The 18,132-nt window shown below is 59.5% G+C and carries 14 protein-coding genes and 2 tRNA genes; 10 read left to right on the top strand and 6 right to left on the bottom strand.

All coding sequences use genetic code 11. The features are described from left to right. The first annotated feature begins 10 nt into the window (after nt 1-10). The 4 genes from ureE to HZ993_RS09080 are packed head-to-tail and all read left to right on the top strand — an operon-like array spanning nt 11 to nt 3,291. Nucleotides 11-646 carry an urease accessory protein UreE gene (gene ureE / locus HZ993_RS09065; protein WP_209397258.1) on the top strand — a complete coding sequence of 212 codons (636 nt, stop codon included), beginning with the start codon at nt 11-13 and terminating at the stop codon, nt 644-646. 18 nt (nt 647-664) lie between these two features. Next, a complete protein-coding gene (locus HZ993_RS09070; protein WP_209397260.1) occupies nt 665-1,342 on the top strand; it encodes an urease accessory protein UreF in 678 nt (225 codons plus the stop codon). A gap of 44 nt (nt 1,343-1,386) precedes the next feature. Then, complete coding sequence (gene ureG / locus HZ993_RS09075) at nt 1,387-2,040, top strand: urease accessory protein UreG (RefSeq protein WP_209397262.1); 654 nt, start codon at nt 1,387-1,389, stop codon at nt 2,038-2,040. A gap of 3 nt (nt 2,041-2,043) precedes the next feature. Beyond that, nucleotides 2,044-3,291 (top strand): serine hydrolase, encoded by a 1,248-nt coding sequence (locus HZ993_RS09080; protein ID WP_209397264.1) that lies wholly within the window; start codon nt 2,044-2,046, stop codon nt 3,289-3,291. 7 nt (nt 3,292-3,298) lie between these two features. On the opposite strand, the gene HZ993_RS09085 is transcribed toward HZ993_RS09080, so the two are convergent. The 3 genes from HZ993_RS09085 to HZ993_RS09095 are packed head-to-tail and all read right to left on the bottom strand — an operon-like array spanning nt 3,299 to nt 9,712. Next, the gene (locus HZ993_RS09085; protein WP_209397266.1) at nt 3,299-4,948 is read right to left on the bottom strand and encodes a SulP family inorganic anion transporter; all 1,650 of its coding nucleotides are present in this window, start codon (nt 4,946-4,948) and stop codon (nt 3,299-3,301) included. 14 nt (nt 4,949-4,962) lie between these two features. Beyond that, nucleotides 4,963-6,732, bottom strand: a complete 1,770-nt coding sequence (locus tag HZ993_RS09090) for a GAF domain-containing hybrid sensor histidine kinase/response regulator (protein ID WP_209397268.1) — start codon at nt 6,730-6,732, stop codon at nt 4,963-4,965. Nucleotides 6,733-6,778: 46 nt separating this feature from the next. Continuing rightward, entirely contained in the window at nt 6,779-9,712 is a 2,934-nt protein-coding gene (locus HZ993_RS09095) for a response regulator (RefSeq protein WP_209397270.1), read from the bottom strand. A gap of 188 nt (nt 9,713-9,900) precedes the next feature. Here HZ993_RS09095 and HZ993_RS09100 point away from each other — a divergent pair. Continuing rightward, nucleotides 9,901-9,971 (top strand) — tRNA-Ser (locus HZ993_RS09100). A gap of 669 nt (nt 9,972-10,640) precedes the next feature. Here HZ993_RS09100 and HZ993_RS09105 read toward each other — a convergent pair. Then, nucleotides 10,641-10,949: a hypothetical protein gene (locus HZ993_RS09105; RefSeq protein ID WP_209397272.1), complete on the bottom strand. Its 309-nt coding sequence runs from the start codon at nt 10,947-10,949 to the stop codon at nt 10,641-10,643. A gap of 617 nt (nt 10,950-11,566) precedes the next feature. On the opposite strand from HZ993_RS09105, the gene HZ993_RS09110 reads away from it, so the two are divergent. From HZ993_RS09110 to HZ993_RS09125, 3 genes are all read left to right on the top strand, one after another. After that, nucleotides 11,567-11,938, top strand: coding sequence for a hypothetical protein (locus HZ993_RS09110; protein ID WP_209397274.1), 372 nt, complete (start codon nt 11,567-11,569; stop codon nt 11,936-11,938). A gap of 524 nt (nt 11,939-12,462) precedes the next feature. After that, nucleotides 12,463-12,960 carry a helix-turn-helix domain-containing protein gene (locus tag HZ993_RS24355; protein WP_245213888.1) on the top strand — a complete coding sequence of 166 codons (498 nt, stop codon included), beginning with the start codon at nt 12,463-12,465 and terminating at the stop codon, nt 12,958-12,960. Nucleotides 12,961-13,081: 121 nt separating this feature from the next. Continuing rightward, nucleotides 13,082-13,168 (top strand) — tRNA-Ser (locus HZ993_RS09125). A 474-nt stretch (nt 13,169-13,642) separates the two neighbouring features. On the opposite strand, the gene HZ993_RS09130 is transcribed toward HZ993_RS09125, so the two are convergent. Both HZ993_RS09130 and HZ993_RS09135 read right to left on the bottom strand, forming a co-directional pair. Continuing rightward, nucleotides 13,643-14,485: a TylF/MycF/NovP-related O-methyltransferase gene (locus tag HZ993_RS09130; RefSeq protein ID WP_245213889.1), complete on the bottom strand. Its 843-nt coding sequence runs from the start codon at nt 14,483-14,485 to the stop codon at nt 13,643-13,645. Between the two features lie 307 nt (nt 14,486-14,792). Further along, nucleotides 14,793-15,428, bottom strand: a complete 636-nt coding sequence (locus HZ993_RS09135; protein WP_209397276.1) for a DUF922 domain-containing protein — start codon at nt 15,426-15,428, stop codon at nt 14,793-14,795. A gap of 219 nt (nt 15,429-15,647) precedes the next feature. On the opposite strand from HZ993_RS09135, the gene HZ993_RS09140 reads away from it, so the two are divergent. Beyond that, nucleotides 15,648-17,003 carry a tetratricopeptide repeat protein gene (locus tag HZ993_RS09140; protein ID WP_209397277.1) on the top strand — a complete coding sequence of 452 codons (1,356 nt, stop codon included), beginning with the start codon at nt 15,648-15,650 and terminating at the stop codon, nt 17,001-17,003. Between the two features lies 1 nt (nt 17,004). Further along, on the top strand, nt 17,005-18,126 hold the full coding sequence (locus HZ993_RS09145) for a FecR domain-containing protein (protein WP_209397278.1): 1,122 nt from the start codon (nt 17,005-17,007) through the stop codon (nt 18,124-18,126). Nucleotides 18,127-18,132 lie beyond the last annotated feature (6 nt).

The raw sequence follows: 18,132 nt of genomic DNA on the forward strand, positions 1-18,132 counted from the left end.
TTACTAGAAGATGCTGACTGTCAACAAACTCTTGCCCCAAGCCCAAGGGCTCGCCCCCGTCCTGCTGAAACGCGCCGCCACCGTCGAACTGGACTGGGACGTCCGCCAGAAAAGCCGCTTTGACGCCACCGATTCCACCGGTCGCCAGATCGGCGTGTTTCTGCCGCGCGGCACCGCCGTGCGGGGCGGTGATGTGCTGGTGGCGGAGGATGGTTCGTTGATCAAGGTGATCGCTGCGCCCCAGGCGGTGCTGAAGATCACGCATTGCACGGAGCACGGCTCGCCCTACGACCTGATCCGCGCGGCCTACCACCTGGGCAACCGGCATGTGCCGATTGAGCTCAAGCCCGACCACCTGAAGATTGAACCGGACCACGTGCTGGCCGACATGCTGCGCGCCATGCACCTGATCGTGCACGCGGTGGACGAAGCCTTCGAGCCGGAAAATGGCGCATATGCTGCAGGAGGACACGCTCACACGGGCCACAGCCATGGCCACCATGGGCATGAACATGGGCACGACCACGCCCACGCAGAAGCGGACAAACCCACGGCCAGCAAAAAGCTCGCATCGATCCCGATTGCAACGGCTGCGGCCAAGCCCCACGTGCACGGCCCGGGCTGCGGCCACGATCACAACCACTAGCCAGGGCGCGCGCAGTACATGCTCGACTCCAGCCTGATGCAGCTGATGTGGCTGGCCTCACCGGCCCTGCCCATTGGCGGCTTCTCGTATTCGGAATGCCTGGAAGCTGCAGTAGACACGGCGCGCGCCGCTACGGAAGCTGATGCATCAGTCTGGCTGGTCGACCAATTGCACCTGAGCCTGAGCCGCTCCGACCTGCCCGCCGTAGCGCAGGCTATCAGCGCCTGGCGTGCCGACGACTATACCCGCATAGCCACGCTGAATGCCTGGGTGCTGCAAACCCGTGAGAGCAGCGAGCTGCGCCAGCAGACGGAGCAAATGGGCCGCAGTCTGCTGGATTGGCTGCGCAACCACACCACCGCCACACCGGACCAGATTGCTGTGTTGGCCACGCAGCAACCCACCTACCCCGTGGCCTTCGCACTCGCAGCCAGCGCCACACAAGCACCGCTACGCAACTGCCTGCTGGCCTATGCCTTTGGCTGGGCGGAGAACATGACACAGGCCGCGATCAAGTCCGTGCCGCTGGGCCAGAGCGCCGGTCAACGCATCCTCTCCGCGCTCACCGCCGAGATACCCGCTGCGATTGACCACGCACTCACCGTCACCGATGACACCCGCCAGGCCTTCTCCCCCATGCTGGCCATACTGAGCAGCCAGCACGAGATACAGTACTCAAGGCTTTTCAGGTCCTAGCCCCCGTGAAATATAGCGATAACGCTTCACTTTTTATAGCATTTATGTCCACACTGCACCACATCGCCAACCGCACCAAAACCCTGCCACCCCTGCGTGTGGGCATAGGCGGCCCCGTGGGCTCGGGCAAAACCACGCTGCTGGAAATGTTGTGCAAGGCCATGCGCGAACAGTACGACCTGGTCGCCATCACCAACGACATCTACACCAAGGAAGACCAGCGCATCCTGACCGTCAGCGGCGCGCTGCCGGCCGAGCGCATCATGGGGGTGGAGACCGGTGGCTGCCCGCACACCGCCATCCGCGAAGACGCGTCCATCAACCTGGAGGCCATTGACCGCATGCTGGTGGAGTTCCCCAATGCCGACATCGTCTTTATTGAAAGCGGTGGCGACAACCTAGCCGCCACCTTCAGCCCCGAACTCTCAGACCTGACGATCTACGTCATCGACGTGGCGGCCGGCGAAAAGATCCCGCGCAAGGGTGGCCCCGGCATCACCAAGAGTGATATGTTTGTCATCAACAAGACCGACCTGGCCCCCCACGTGGGCGCCGATCTGGCGGTAATGGAGGCCGACACCATCCGCATGCGCACCACACCCAAAGGACTCAAGCCTTTTGTGATGACCAACCTGAAGACGCAGACGGGATTGAAAGAGGTGATTGCCTTTATTGAAACCAAAGGCATGTTGGCTTAGGCGATGCACAACCACGTCACGATCCCGCTGTGTCTTGCCATGGCGCTGGGCCAGGCACCCAGTTGGGCCGCCCCCGACGAAGACCTGCTGGGCAAGGCGGCTGGCTATCCGGTAGCCCCCAAGCTGGCGCAGGCATACCAAGAACCCTATCGCGTGGGCTCGTTCAGTGCCATGGACAGCCTGTCGCCCCATTGCACACTGGCGCCGTCCGCCCAACCCCAGGCATTGCCCAAAGCGGCGCGGGAACCCGCCTTGCGCTACCGGTTTGACGGCCAGACCCTGTCGCTGGACGATTACATGCAGCGCCAACGCGCCACTGCCGTACTGGTGCTCAAGGACGGGCAGATCGTGGCCGAGCGCAGCAACTACGACCGCAAGCCCGAGCACCGGCTACTGTCCAACTCCATGGCCAAGACCATCGTGGCGCTTGGCATCGGCAAGGCACTCGAAGAGGGCCTGATTCGATCGCTGGACGACACGGCCGCTACCTACGAGCCCAAACTGGTCGGCACCCTGTATGGCGAAACCAAACTCATCAACCTGCTGCGCATGGCCTCGGGTGCCAAATATGTAGAAGACTATTCGGGCAAGGACGACCTGGCCCGCTTCAACCAGACCACGCGCACGCAAGGCAATGCCGCTGGCGCCAAGGTGATCGCCGAGCGCCTGGCGCCCGAGGGTGTTCAGTTCAACTACGCCAGCGCCGAGACACAGATGCTGGGCCTGGCGCTGCGCGGCGCCACCGGCACCAGCCTGTGCAAATACATCGGCGAAAAAATCTGGCGACCGCTGGGTGCCGAAGCCGCCGCCACCTGGCTCACCAACCCGGTAGACCAGACCGAGCTGGCAGCGGGCAACTTCAACGCCACCGTGCACGACTTTGGCCGGCTGGGCCTGCTGCTGGCCAACGATGGCCTGCGCGATGGCAAAGCCGTGATTGCCCGTGACTACCTGTTGCAGATGACCGATGCCAACCGACAACCACCGGCCTTCAGACCCGGCACGCTGCAGTACAAGGGCAGCACCTACACGGGATACGGCTTGCAAACCTGGCTGATGCCAGGCAACTACCGCCGCTTTGCGCTGTTGGGCATTTATGGCCAAGCGATTTTTGTGGACCCGGAACTCAAACTGGTTATGGTGCACATGGCCGTGGCAAAAGATGCCTCGGGTGACGCCAGCGGCAAGCGCTTGGGCCAAGAACGCGATGCGCTGTTCCGCGGAATAGTTGCGGCCTACGGCAACTGGTAGACAAGGCTTAGGCAGCGCCCTCGCCAGCCAAGTGCTGGTAGGCCTGCGCCGCACTCAAGAAAACCTGCCCCGTCAAATCCTTGCCCAGCAACTTGCTGAGCTTGAGCCGGTCCATGACCGGGCCTTTGACTTCGCACAGGTGCAGCCGGCGTTTTTGCTCGCCCATGTGTTTGTTCAACTCGTTGAGGGCCAGCAGCGCAGTGGTGTCCACCATGTTGACGGCCGACAACACCAGCACCACATCGCGCACACCGGGGCGCACCTGCAGCTCGTGTTCTATGCGCTCGATCACGCCGTCCATGTTGTTGAAGATCAGGTCGGAGTCGATGCGCAGCATCAAGGTGTGCGGCAGGGTCTCCACCGAGTAGCGCTCCTGGTTGCGAAAGTGCTCGGTGCCTGGCATGCGCCCGACGATGGCAATGTGCGGCCGGCTGCTGCGCCAGATCAGCGACGCAAACGACAGCACCACACCCATCAACACACCCTCCTCCACCCCCACTAGCAGCACACCCACCAGGGTGGCCACCAGCGTGGCCGCATCGCTGCGGTCATGGCGCCAGGACTCCACCAGGGTGGACATGTCCATCATGCCCACCACCGCAATCACGATAGTGGCGGCCATGGCCGGCAAGGGAATCAGCGACAACCAGGCATTGGGCACACACAGGGCCATGGCAATCAGCCCGGCCGATACCAGTGTGGCCAACGGTGTATTGGCACCCGCCGCATAGTTGACGGCCGAGCGCGAGATGCTGCCGGTCACCGCAAAACCACCACTGACCGCGCTAGCCAGGTTGGCCGCGCCCAGGCCCAGCAGTTCGCGGTTGGTGTTGATGCGTTCGTTGCGCTTTTGGGCCAGCGCCTGCGCGGCAGACTGCCCGGCCAAGAAAGCCATAAAACCAATCACCAACGACGGCAACAGCAGGCTGCGCCAATGTTCGTGTGACAGGGTCAGCCCCAGTGGCGGCAGGCCAGACGGAATCGCCCCAACCGTTTTCACACCCGTGTGCTCCAGCCCCAGCACCGCCACGGCAACTGTTGCACCCACAATCACAAAAATAGGAACCAGCTTGGGCAACATGTCCGCCATCCAGCCGCCCAGTGGCTTGAGCAGGGGTGGCAAGGCATAACGCCCCAACACCAAGAGCAGCAAGGCCACCAGACCCACCGCTGCGCTGGGCACATGGAGGGTGCCAAACGCCCAGTGGTGTGACAGACCCAACAAGGGCCGCAGCTGCTCCAGCGCAATTACCACGGCCGCCCCGCTGGTGAAACCACTCATGACCGGGCGGCTGAAAAAGCTGGACAAAAAGCCCAGGCGAAACACGCCGCACAAAAACAGAATCAGCCCGACCATCAACGCCAGTTGCTGAGACAACTGCATGTACAGCGCACTGCCCGCGGGCGCCAGGGCCGCAATGGACGTGCCCAACATCAGGGATGTGATGGCCATGGGCCCCACAGACTGCACCATGCTGCTGCCAAACACGGCATAGGCCACTGCCGGCAACAGGCTGGCATACAAACCCGTGACCGGTGGCAAGCCGGCCACCAGTGCATAGGCCATGCCCTGTGGCACCAGCATCAATGCAACGATGACCCCGGCACCGATGTCGCCTGCCAGTAGTTCCTTGCGGTAGTCTTTAAGCCAGTGCATGGGTGCCTGCAACCCTAGGCCTGTGCAGCCGCAGCGGCCAGCCATTTGGCCAGCGCTGTTTTCAGAATCTCCAAGGCCAGGGGTTTGGTCAAGAAGTCATCCATACCCGCGGCGAAACAGCGCTGGCGGTCTTCTTCAAAGGCGTCGGCCGTCAGCGCAATGATGGGGATGCGGCAGCGCCCCTGTGGAGCCTGTAATGCCTCCCATTGGCGTATGCGCTCGGTGGCGGTGTAGCCATCCATCACCGGCATGTGCACATCCATCAACACCAGGTCGGGCTGCGGCATACCCGCTGCGCGCTGGGTGATGGTATCCACCGCCCTTTGCCCATCTCCCACCAGGGTCATCGTCAAACCCAGGCGTGCTGCAAATGTCTGCATCACCATCGCGTTGATGGGGTTGTCTTCGGCCACCAGCAAGTGACCCTGCAGGCTGCCGCCTGTGGTAGGGCCGGCTGCCTTGGGTGGCACAGATTCGCGCGCAGGGCTTGCTGCCATCTGCTGCACCGCCAGCACCTCCATCGGCACACTGAACCAGAAACGTGTGCCCCGACCGGGCTCGCTGGCCACCCCCACCTCGCCACCCATGGCCTGTGCCAAAGTGCGCACCAGCGACAGCCCCAAACCCGTGCCACCAAACTCCCGCGTGACCGAGCTATCGGTCTGTGAAAACGGTTTGAACAACAAGGCCATGTCTTCCTGCGCAATACCAATACCGGTGTCGGTGACCGAAAACTCCAGCCGCGCGCGGCCGTCCACACGGCTGTGCTCTGCACAGGCCATGCGCACACTGCCGCTGGCGGTGAACTTGATGGCATTGCCCACCAGGTTGGACAACATCTGTGCCAGGCGGTGGGCGTCGCCCCGGTAGTGCTGGCCTGCAGGGCCCTGCCAATCACAGTCCAGTTGCAGCCCTTTGGCCTGTGCCGCACCGGAAAACAGATTGCGGGTGTTGCCCAGCAGGGCCGCCACATCAAAGGCCTTGGCCTCCAGCTGCAGCTTGCCAGCCTCTATCTTGGAGAGATCGAGTATGTCGTTCAGCAACTCCAACAGCGTGTGCCCACTCGTCAATATGGTTTGCGCATACTGTATGCGTGCACTCTGCGCCAGGTCTGGCGCCAGCAGCATCTGCGCCATGCCCAGCACCCCATTCATGGGGGTGCGGATCTCATGGCTCATCGTGGCCAGGAAACGGCTTTTGGCGATGTTGGCGGCCTGTGCACTGTCGCGTGCTTCTTTCAGGCTGCGTTCACCGGCGGCCAACTCGGCGGCATGTTTTTGCATGGCCCGAATGGCGCGCCGGCCCTCCAACGCGTGGGCGGCTGCCATGGCCAGGTTGCGGACGATCTCGCGTTGTGTGGCGTTGAGCTGGTGCGGCTGGCGGTCTATCACACACAGGGTGCCCACCCGGCTGCCATCCCCCATCACGATAGGCGCACCGGCGTAGAAGCGGATGTCTGGCACATCCTTCACCAGCGGGTTGTCTGCAAAACGTGCGTCCAGCGTGGCGTCGGGCACCTCAAACAGCTGGTCGTCCAGAATGGCGTGGGAACAAAAGGCGATATCACGCGGTGTTTCAGACACACCGGGCAGGCCCAGGTTGGCCTTGAACCACTGGCGTTCGCTGTCTACCAGGCTGATCAGCGAGATGGGTACTCCGCACACCAGCGATGCCACCTTGATCAGGGCATCGAACTCTTCCTCAGGCCCGGTGTCCAGCACGTCCAAGGCGTGCAGGGTGGCCAGGCGTTCGTGTTCTGTCGCCGGCAGTGCTGCAGATTGCATGGCATAACCATTTCTTATCGGTATACGGAGGCGCGGACAATGTTTGTCACTGTACTCCTTCCATACTCCGGGCGGCAACAGCCTCTTGCAGTATGGCCAGTGCCTGTTCGCTATCAAAGGCGTTCACTGCCGCTTGTAGGGCCACAAAGTGGGACACAAATGCAGCGCGGAACAGCCCAGCGTGCTCTGCCAACAAGCGTTCGGCGTTGCCGTCATCGTTGCTGAGCAAGGTCTCCAGCTGCCGGCACAACTCACCCAACCGCTGGGCATCTGCCGCTGGTGCATCGGCTGCAGTCTCCGCGTCTTGTGGCAAGGCCCGGTTTATGGCTGCAATCTGCACGCCAAGTGCATCTGCCAGGGCGGCCAATAGCGTTGCACGCACCTCGGCACTCGCGCGGCTGCGCAGGGCCTGCTCCATGGCCGCAGCGGCGCGCACCACTTCGGCAGACCCAATATTGCCAGCCAGCCCCTTGAGCGTATGCGCCAGCCGCAATGCCGTGGCCAGGTCTTGCGCCGCCAGGGCCTGGGCGATGGCCTGCGGCACATCGGCCTGTGCATCGGCAAAACCCCGGAGCATGGCCAGGTAACGGTGCTGCTTGCCCATGACGCGGCGCAAACCCGCCGCCTGGTCCAGCCCCTCCACAAATGCGGGCAAGGTTTCTGCTGGAAGGGCTGGCGTGCTGGGCAACAAGGCCGGTCTGTCGGGCACCATCGTGTCAACCCCATTGCGCGGCGCCACCCAGCACAACAATACGCGGAACAGCTCGTCCGGGTCTATGGGCTTGGTCACAAAGTCCACCATGCCAGCGGCCAGGCACTTCTCTTTATCCGAGGCCATGGCGTTGGCAGTCATGGCCACAATGGGCATGGCCGCAACCTGCGGGTTGGCGCGTATGCGGCGCGTGGCCTCCAGGCCATCCATGCCGGGCATCTGCATGTCCATCAACACCACATCGTAGGCCTGGCCTGCGGCACCGGCCGCCAGGGCCATGTCGCAGGCAATGCGGCCATCGTCTGCAATGTCCACCACAAAACCTGCATCGCGCAGCAGCTCGCTGGCCACCTGTTGGTTCAGGGCGTTGTCTTCGGCCAGCAAAATGCGCGCGCCGCGCACCGCCTGCAAAGCCAGGGGCACCAGACTGCCCAGGCTTTCCACATGGGCACCACCCAGCCGGTGCAGGCTGCCGGCCAACAACTCCATCAGGGCATCAAACAGTTTGGATGGGGCCACGGGCTTGCTCAGGGTGGCGCCTATCTGCAGCGCATCTCCCGCGGCCACCACTGCATCCACCTCGTCACCATGGTGGTGGGTCAGCGCCACCAGCTTGGGGGCACGCGCCAGTGGCATGGACCGCAGGCGCCGTGCTGTGGTGGCCCCATCCATGCCAGGCATATGCCAGTCGAGCAACACCACGTCATACGGCTGGCCCGCGGCGTCGGCCCGGGTTATCTCCTGCAAGGCGGCCTCGCCGGTGTCGGCCGTGCTGGCCACAAAACTCATCCAGCTCAGCATTTCAGACAACACCTGGCGGGTGTTCTCCACATCGTCTACCACCAGCACACGGCGCCCGCGCATATCGCTTTGCAGCTCCAGTTGGCGTGTATTGCGGTTGCCCAGCTCCAGGTTCACGGTGAACCAGAAGGTGGAGCCCTTGCCCGGCACACTGGTCACCCCCACCTCGCCACCCATCTGTTGGGCCAGCACCTTGGTGATGGACAGGCCCAGGCCCGTGCCACCATATTTGCGCGTGGTGGACACATCGGCCTGCTGGAAGCTGTGGAACAGGTTGCCAATCTGCTCTTCGGTCAGGCCAATGCCCGTGTCCCGCACCTCAAACCGCAAGACCACGCGCTGCCCGGTCTGCTCTTGCAGGCGCACCAGGATATCGATCTCACCCGCATCGGTGAACTTGAGCGCGTTGCTGGCGTAGTTGATCAGCATCTGGCTCAGGCGCAGTGCGTCGCCCTTGAGCGCATCGGGCACATCGTGGGCCACATCAAACAGCAGCTCCAGGCCCTTGCTCTCGGCCTTGTCGCCCAACAGGTCGGCCACCTTGATCAGCAAGCGCTCCAGGCTGAACTCACCAATCTCCAGCTCCAGCTTGCCCGCCTCTACCTTGGACAGCTCCAGTATGTCGTTGATGATGGCCAGCAGGTGCTGGCTGGATTGTTGGGCCTTGTGCAGGTAGTCGCGCTGGCGCGGTGTCATGTCGGTCTTGAGCGCCAGGTGGCACATGCCGATGATGGCGTTCATGGGGGTGCGGATCTCGTGGCTCATGTTGGCCAGAAAGGCCGACTTGGTGGCCGTGGCCGCCTCGGCCTTTTGCCGGGCCTGGGCCGTGTCGCGCAGGGCGGTGTGCAGCTCCACGTTTTTGGTCTCCACCTCGCCCAGCGCACGGTTCTTTTCTGAGTCAAAAATCCGTGTGTGGATCAGCAGCGTAAACACCAGCCCAATCTGGCAGGCCGCAAAGAAGAAACCCGAATACTGCTTGTTGAACTGCATGGGCAGCTCTATGCCCATCATGCCCACCACACCAAAGACCAGCACACAGGCCGAGTTGACAAACAGCCACCACAGCGTGTTGCGGTTGAAGCCCAGCATCAGGGTGGCCGTAACCGGCCCAAAGGCAAACCAGGGGATGACCGGCGAATACAAGCCGCCCGAAAAGTAGGTGCAGCCCGCCACCGCCACCAGCGTGTTGGTGCACAGGTACACATTGGCCGCCACCGTGTAGTTGCCGCCCTTGGCGATGTAGACCAGGTTGGCCAGCAACAGCAGGCCATTGAGCGACATGATGTACATGCCCGGCCCAAAATCAATCGCCCAGCTGACAAACACATAAAAGGCCGAAAAAAACACCACCGCCCAGTTGAACTGGACCAGCAGCGCCACCTTTTTGTCCGCAGCCAGCAGGCGCTGCGCCTCGGGGTCGGGTCTGGGTGTGCCACGCCGCTCGGGCACACTGGGTTGGTCAGTCATGCAGGTGAACTCCCTTGTGAATTCGCGTTCTTCTTTTATCTGTGTTTTTATCTGTCGCGTGCTGCCGCCTCCCTAGCCTGCAGCACAGGGCGCCATCATCGCCAAATTTGGGGGATTGGGCAATGCGTTTTGCGGGGCCCACCGATGCGGGAATTCGGGCAGGTTAGAATACGCGCCTCTGGAAGCTTGGCCGAGCGGTTTAAGGCACCGGTCTTGAAAACCGGCGAGGATGTGAGTCCTCCGTGAGTTCTTATCTGAACCGAGAATTTGTGCAACTAGTCGGCGAGTCTGAAGCCGCGCGCACATTGGGCCGAGCGCCCTGCATTCCAGTTGCATCTAATGCATTGCCTTTTGGGCGAGTAGCCTGTACCAAGTTGCCGCGGTACAACACATTCAAACTTTTCCGAGACCCAGTTTTTGCTGAGTGTGCCTTTAGCCTTATGCAATATTCGCGCTCAAAAAATCCAAACGGACAGCTCTAAAGTATTTTAGGGTGACCTCGATAAATCAACCGCAGCCATCGCGGTTGTACTGCACCGCTTTTGCGAATCGATGTTCCTGTCACTCTTGAACGCGAAGGCGGGCTTCGCCATCCTTCACGTTTGAAAAGCGTCGCTCCTTGCATCATCTAAATACGCAGGATTTGGCGACATTACTGAGTGACTCTTTGAACGAAACAACCAGTGTTGCCATCCGGAAAGATGTAGAGCTCGGCGACGGTAAAGTCGAATGCCGCGAGGATGAAGTCGGCGCCAAGGCGGTTCTTGATTAGGTTGCGCTTTCCCAGAAATTTGGAGAATGAGGACGCGGCCGTTTTGCCGACGCTCGATGTGGCAAGCTGCTCAACAAGGATTCGGCCGTAAGTTCAGGCTCCTTCGCCCATGGAGACGCAACTACAGTTGGGCGGTTTGGGTTTTGCGCATTCATTTCAGAGCCCGCTTGACGCCAGGAATTGCACTGCAGTTTTGAAGTCGAGGTTCTTCAGATGCATCACCATGTCAATGGCTCCTCCTCCTCCCTTCAGTGCTCTTGTGTCCCAGAACTTGCACCTGTCCGTCAATAGTTCATAGTCAATGCCATCCACAGACGCATGCCATCGAACCGTTTTGTAACTGTCTCTTGGGTGAAATGACAGGTCCACCTTTGCATGTTGTGCGACCACCTGAAGCACTTCACTTGCTTCAAGCCTCCGCCAGTGTCTCAGTTCATCTTCAGCAATAGACCTTGCGCTTTGCATGCCAAACTCCTTTCCTTCGACCAACTATTCAACCTTCATCTCATCGCCTACCCGTGATAGTTTGCCTAGCTATTTTTGGTTTGTGCAAAGCTTCTGCAGAAAGAGATATGAGGGCATTCAGTGCTTGGGAGGACTCCCGCGGGAGCAACGGGGTAGACGGACTACTGCCATTTATAAATGCCAGAACTGTTGATGCAACCGGACTCAAGATTCTGACCCGTGGAATCAAACTGATGCTAGTTGAGCTCTGGCACAAAAAGGCTGTCCTGTTGCCGACCATTTTTCTTCCTCGGTCCAATTTTCAGTATCAACATTTTGAACATGAGATTCTCGATTGGTTGATATCTTTCGACCCTAAGGAACAGGGTGTTGGGAGGCACAGAATGGACACAAAAAGATTGCACTCCCACGGGCCAAGACTACTCTTAACAACTGATTGGACACGCGTTGAGGATGTATCACTCACCGAACTCGCGCAGCTGCACCGCGCCAGCCTTCTTTCCAACAGAGGAGACTATCCCCACGCAATTGCGTGCGCCCAGTTCCCCTGGTCTCTGCTTGCCACTAGCCTTGTAAATTCCTTTCCGGACAGGGTTTCATTTAACCAACGCGACGTTTTGAACTACACCAACTGGATTGCGGTGGCACTGTCACGAAAAAGGGATATCGAAGGAATAGTGTTTTCAGATACGCCACCAAAGCGAATTCAGATTCGTAAGAAAAATCCTAAAGCAGTCGCAAAGGAGAACACGTTTTCGACTGCGGGGCAGAGGCGAAGCCAAGAGCTCAACGACCTGGCCGCTGCTGCCAAGACCCACGCGGCGATGGTACGGTTCCAGCAGCTTTGCGAGCAAATCGGCATGCTGGAAAAGCCGATAGCGCTCGGGCGCCTGCAGGAACGGTCCCTCTTTGTTGGAGACCCTAACGTTTTCATGGTGGAGCACGCCGTCGTAGTCGAGGTACAGAACCAGGCCGCCACGCCCGCGTGAAGTCGCTCTTGCTATGGTGGTGTTGTACATTCAATGTGTCTCTAGCGTGCTTCCATCATCAACAGCAGTTCCCATGTGCGGTCGAAAAAGTCCTGGCAATACACGTTCTCAGGCGGAATCTGCCAAACAACCCCGGCATCGCATACACCACGGTGAGTATTGCTGTCAAAGTACTCAATCCGACCGGACCAAATGCGCTCTAGGCTGTCCAGGCAGCCTTCAAAAAATACAGCGTTTCCAATCCCAATTGCCCGCCATCCGCGGAGCACATGGACAGGGAGAGCGGTTACTGGGGCTTCTTTCACTGCCTGTATTCCATTGAGAGTTTTTTGAGTTCAACTTAGTCGACTGATGGCATCGCGTAATTCCCAAGAACTGAGTGACGTGCATGGCAATCGACGCCCATGGACACGGAACTTACCGGTAAATATGCGTAATGATAGTGTTACTGGAATTACTAGTACTATAGTACCAGTTTAGCAGACGCACAAGCTAAAGAATGGGGGCCAACCAAAACCCCATTTATGACGATAGAAAGCGCATTCGCAAAGCTCTTAGTTGAGCAACGAGCAGTAAGTCAATTTACGCAAGGCGACCTCGCTTTACGGGCTGGGATTGCAGCCAGTTACGTAAGTTTGATGGAGCGCGGAAAACGAAGTCCGACTATTGAGACCATCTTTAAAATCGCGCTCGCCTTTGAATTACAACCAGAAGATTTGGTCAAACGCCTTCGGCTTTATACGAACGAGCAGCCCGCGACCTTAGTCGTAGGCGAGCGGGAACCTTGCGAGCCGGAACGGGTGCCAAATGCACGGACTTTGTTGGCAATTAATGTCCTTCAAAGAAGAAAGAAAATGGGCCTAACTCAGAAGGAATTGGCCGAACTTGCGGGAGTTCAGAGAGCCACGGTGGGCCAGGTTGAACATTCGGTGTACAACGCACCCACTGACCTCATCCAGAAGCTTGCTGAGGCTCTCTCGGTACCAGTTGCACGTCTGTTTGAACCTGCCTGCAAAGGATAGAGCGGAACTCCGACGCGACAGACTGACTTAGTCAGATTCGTCCAACATTAACAATGCCACAGAGTCGCTATGGCGCTTTGTGATGGGGAAAGTGCCCTCGGCGTGGGCTAAAATATAGGTTGGAAGCTTGGCCGAGCGGTTTAAGGCACCGGTCTTGAAAACCGGCGAGGATGTGAGTCCTCCGTGAGTTCGAATCTCACAGCTTCCGAATTAGATGCACAAATGAGCATCTAATATTCCCGTTGGTTTTGCCTGGTAGACACTCAGTCACATCGAACTTGAACTGGATTTCGGTTTAGATAAGGGTTCGAATCTCACAGCTTCCGCCACCGGGGCTTGTTCCTCAAGGGTTTCCGGCCAGTTGGGACCTTCTCCCCACTGTTTTGCTTGACGCGTTGTGACACTCAGTACCACAGCCGTGTCCGCTGAGCCAAATCACGATTACCGTGTTTACACAGGATGGACTGTCACACCAGGCCGCTCAGATTTCGGTGGAAGTCAACACACTACACGAGCCACGCGCCATGCATAAGGCCAACGTAACGGCGATCGCTGAAGTCTATTGAAACATCTAAACGAAAGTCTGCTTCCGCCCCAACCCGAGGTCGCGTCCAGACCCATCGCTGTCCCACACTCTTTGTCAGCACAAAGTGCTCACGATAAGGATATGGCGACAACAAACCTATCGTTTGATGACCATTCCCTGTCCAGTCGGCAATGGCACAACGCGATAGCCCCGTTTATCAAACCATTCATCTTCCGCCAGCTTCTGCGGGCGGTAGACCATAGCCCATTCGTAATCGTCCAGGATAACAATGCCCCCAGGCACCACTCGATCAAACAAGTAATCGAGTGCAGCAACTTCCGCAGGTGCCTGATTTAGGTCTATGTGCAAGTATGCGATACGGTCTGGGCAGTTGCCTTCGAAGGAGTCGGGGATGAGACCCTTGACTATGCGCACTTGCGGGTAGCCCTCGAACTTTCGCTGAACACGTTCATGGAGCTGGTGGCCAACTTCCGGCAATGGAATATTCTCCATTCCTTCCTGGTGTTCAAAGACGTCATAGGCCCAAAATTGCTTGGGAAAGTTCTTTCCTCCAAGATAGTCAACAACTGTCTTCACACCAACGCCCGTGTAGGTACCGCACTCCACAAAATCACCGTCGAGTTGAACACAATGAAAGGCCGACGTTGCCAAGATGTATCGGCGCCACACAATGCCCTTGTCTACGAACGATTCAGCATTTGACTCCCAGGCTTGTACGAACTTCTGGTCATCGAACATCGAATTGTTTCGCCCCCACGTGATGAAGTTATCAGAGGCGTGATAACCGTCGGGCATCATTTCCGTCAAATCCTTCACCGCTTTGGAAAACTCCGTGTACTTCTCTACGCCCCAAAAAACCGGGGAAAAGAAACTCGCGATTCGGTCCAACTGTGGAATAGAGCGCTTAGGCAAGGCTGGGCTGGAGGTTTTACGCCCCTTCTTGTCGGCGTTGAAAAACTTTTTCAGTGAACTAATCATCATTGACTCCGCCGATCAAGGCGCCTGAATTTTTTAGCAAGGACAGCACCACCGTCATTTGCGGTGGCGCTCATGAGAAGGCACTGAGCAAACAGCGCGATGCTGAAACTAAACCCCTTGCGGCTGTGAACAATCAATACTGTATCCGCACTCCAGATTGCTGACCCCCCATCGGGAGCGGTCGGTTGCAAGTAATGAGAATATGCCAACCATCCATTAGTTAGTCGAAGCGATTTCCGACACGAGTGACCGCATGTAGTGTTGTTCGAAAGTAACAACATCGCGCTCCTGCTGCTATCCCAATGATCTACTGCTGGTTGTTCTGCCGCAACCCATGGCTAGTCCGGCGGTCATATTCCGCATCCCGCGCCTGCAGGTTTGAATAGAGCGTGTTGTGGGTCTGGTTGGCCCTGGCGTCCAACTCTGCACACGGCACCACGCCCAGCCCCAGCAAACGCTCTTTGAGCAAGATGGCAAATTCCTTGCCATGCTGGATGTGCCCGTCTTCGTGCAGTTTGAGGCCTTTGTACGATTCGTTCCAGTAGGCCTGGTCTGCAGAGGGTGCGCTGGATTTTTCGGCCCACTCGGGCATCAGAATTTCGCCGCGGATGGTGATGACCAGGTTTTCCAGCGTGCAGCCCTTTCCAGCGGGTTTGGTGTCATACGTCTTGAGCACCTGCCACCGCGCAAAGCCCTGGAACGGGCCTGCCTGCATCATGTTGGCGAATACCTGGTGGTAGCTGTTGCCATGCACGGTGTAGTGCTTCAGGTGCATCTGGAAGTCGAGCTTGCCGCCCGCCCACTTGGCGTCTTTGGTGGCGGCAACTTTTGCACCGCCTTCACACGGTTTGTCGGTGTAGACGCCGGGGCTGCACTGGAAGATTTGCGCATGGCTGGGCAGGCTCAGAAGCGTGAACAACACAAAGGCGAGGAGATGGTGCATAGGGATATAGGGAGAAGTGCAATGTAGGCTTGCAGCACAATCATTTTAGCGAAATTGGCCTCTAGCCCCCGAAGAATATCACTGTATAGCTATCGTTTTCATAGCAAATGTGTTCCGGTAAATTTTCTACCCAAGCCCCGCCCGGCTTTCTATACTGTCTCCATCTAGACACTAACAAGCCCCGCCGCGGTGTGCAGGGGCTGTGAAAGGACTCTTGGCATGGCCTATCCGAATGTTGGCGGCGTCACACGGTGGCAGCGCAGCGCTGTGGCGCTGTTGTGTATGGCGCTGTTCACGCCGCTAGCCTGGGCCAATGTGGACCAGGGCCTGTTGGAAAAGGCCGAGGCACTGCTCAAGGCCAGCCAGTACGAAGAGGCTTATGCCCTGCTGGAGCCGTGGGAGGTAGCCGGTGCCGGTGACCCGGTGTATGACTACCTGCTGGGCACCGCCGCGCTGGAGAGCAACCGCCCCAGCAAGGCCAGCTTTGTCTACGAGCGCATTTTGGCGGTCACGCCAGACTACATCGGTGTGCGGGCCGACATGGGCCGCGCCTACCTGGCGCTGGGCGACTATGGCCGCGCCCGGATCGAGTTTGAATCGGTGTTGTCCATCCAAAACCTGCCGCCCGACCTGCGCAGCGCGGTAGAGCAATATGCCAAGGCGGCCGAGGCGCGTGCGAAAAACAAGCGCACCGTGGCCAGCGCCTATGCCGAAGTGGGTGTGGGTGCCGATAGCAACATTGGCAGCGCAACCGCGTTGACCCAGGTCAACCTGCCATCGGTGGGCCTGTATGTACCCGCACCGCCCACCGGCCAGAAAACACAGGACAACTACAGCACGCTGGGCCTGGGTGGTGAGATCAACCACCAGCTGACCGACCAGTGGGGCCTGTACGCGGGTGCCGACTACCGGGGCCGGGCCTACCAGCAGTTTGCAGATTCTGACTACGCCACGCTGGACGGCAGCCTGGGCCTGAGCTACACCGGCGGAAGTTGGCTGCTGCGCGGTGGCTTGGCGGCCGGGCAATACGTGTTGAACCGGTCACGCCTGCGTGACACGCTGGGTGCCACCCTGGACTGGCGCATGGCGCTGAACAGCCGCAGCCAGTTTTCACTGGGCGCATCGTATGGCGATGCCAAATACCAGTTGCCTATCTACAGCAGCCAGGACACACAAACCACCACGCTGTCTGCGGGCTGGTTGACATCGTTGGGTGACGGCAGCGCGGTGTTCAGCCTGACCGGGGCCTACGGCATGGAGCGCGCGGTGGGCGGGCGTGACGATGGTGACCGCCGCTTTTACGGCCCGCGGCTGACGCTGCAAAAGAGCTTTGCAGAAAAGCTGGGGGCTTATGCATCGCTGGGGGCCATGTATTCCAGATACGCCGGCACCAACAGCCTGTACCTGGTCAGCCGCGAGGAGTCTTTGTATGACATCTCGCTGGGCATGAGCATGACCGTGGGCAAGGGCCTGTCGGTGCGGCCGCAATTCAGCGCCACGCGCAACACCAGCAATGCGGAGCTGTACACCTATGACAAGAACGATTTCTCGGTCAACATCCGCTTGGATTACTGATATGGCCCAACGCCCCATTGCCATGCTCAAGCCCACAAGCTCTGTCCCTTTTGCTGCCGCGCGCCATACCCTGCGGTCCTGGCGCGCCCGCTTTCTGCTGATCGTGGTGTGCCTGCTGGCGCTGGACGCGGCATGGGCGCAAAACAGTGCGGGCGTCGTGATGTCGGTCGCCGGCCAGGCCAAGGCCATTGACCTGCAGGCGCGGGAGCGTGTGCTGGTCAAAGGCGCTGAACTGTTTGCCGGCGACAAGGTGCAGACCGCGGACGCCTCGCTGGTGCAAATGCGCCTGCATGACGGGGGCTACATCTCAGTGCGCCCCAACACGGTCATGGTGCTGGACCGCTTTGAGCATGACCAAAAGGAGCCGGCCAAATCCAACTTCCTGGTGTCGTTGCTGCAGGGCGGGTTTCGCTCCATCACCGGGCTGATAGGGCGCAGCAACCCCAATGGTTACCAAATCCGCACCAGCACGGCCACCATTGGCATCCGCGGGACCGACCACGAGCCAGTGCTGGTGCTGGACACGCCCGAGGCACAGTTGCAGACCCAGGCCCCACCCGGCCTGTACGACAAGGTAAACGATGGGGAGACCTTTATATCCAGCCAAGGCAGCGTGCTGGCGCTGCGGCGCGGTGATGTGGGATTTGTACCGTTGGCGGCCAACGTGCCGCCCCAGGTCTTGCTGAAAATCCCCGAGTTTTACAAGTTGGACCTGAAGACCGACGCCCGCGATGCCAAAGATGGAGCGGGCGCAGACGGCAACCGACGCGCAGGCGCGGGCACGCTGATGCGGCCGTCGGTCGCGGCGCGGCGCGAAGCGCAGGCGGCCGGTGGCGGCAGCGGTACAGCGCCTACCAACCCAAATACTGCCCCCCCAGCGGCTGCGCCCAACACCCCGATCAACCCAACATCACCCATAGCCGCTCCCACCCGACCCGCGCCTGCCGCAACAGGCACAGCTACCGGAACCAATACGGTGTTGACGCCCGAGCAAAAGCGCGCAGTGGTGCAAGCCATCACCCCAACGGCGCCCAGGACCACCACACCAACCCCTGTTGCACCCATTGCGCCAACTGCGCCCACTGCACCGACCGCGCCGCCACCCGCCCCCACGCAGAGATAGTTTCAA

It is taken from the genome of Rhodoferax sp. AJA081-3, assembly GCF_017798165.1.
GTDB lineage: Bacteria > Pseudomonadota > Gammaproteobacteria > Burkholderiales > Burkholderiaceae_C > Allorhodoferax.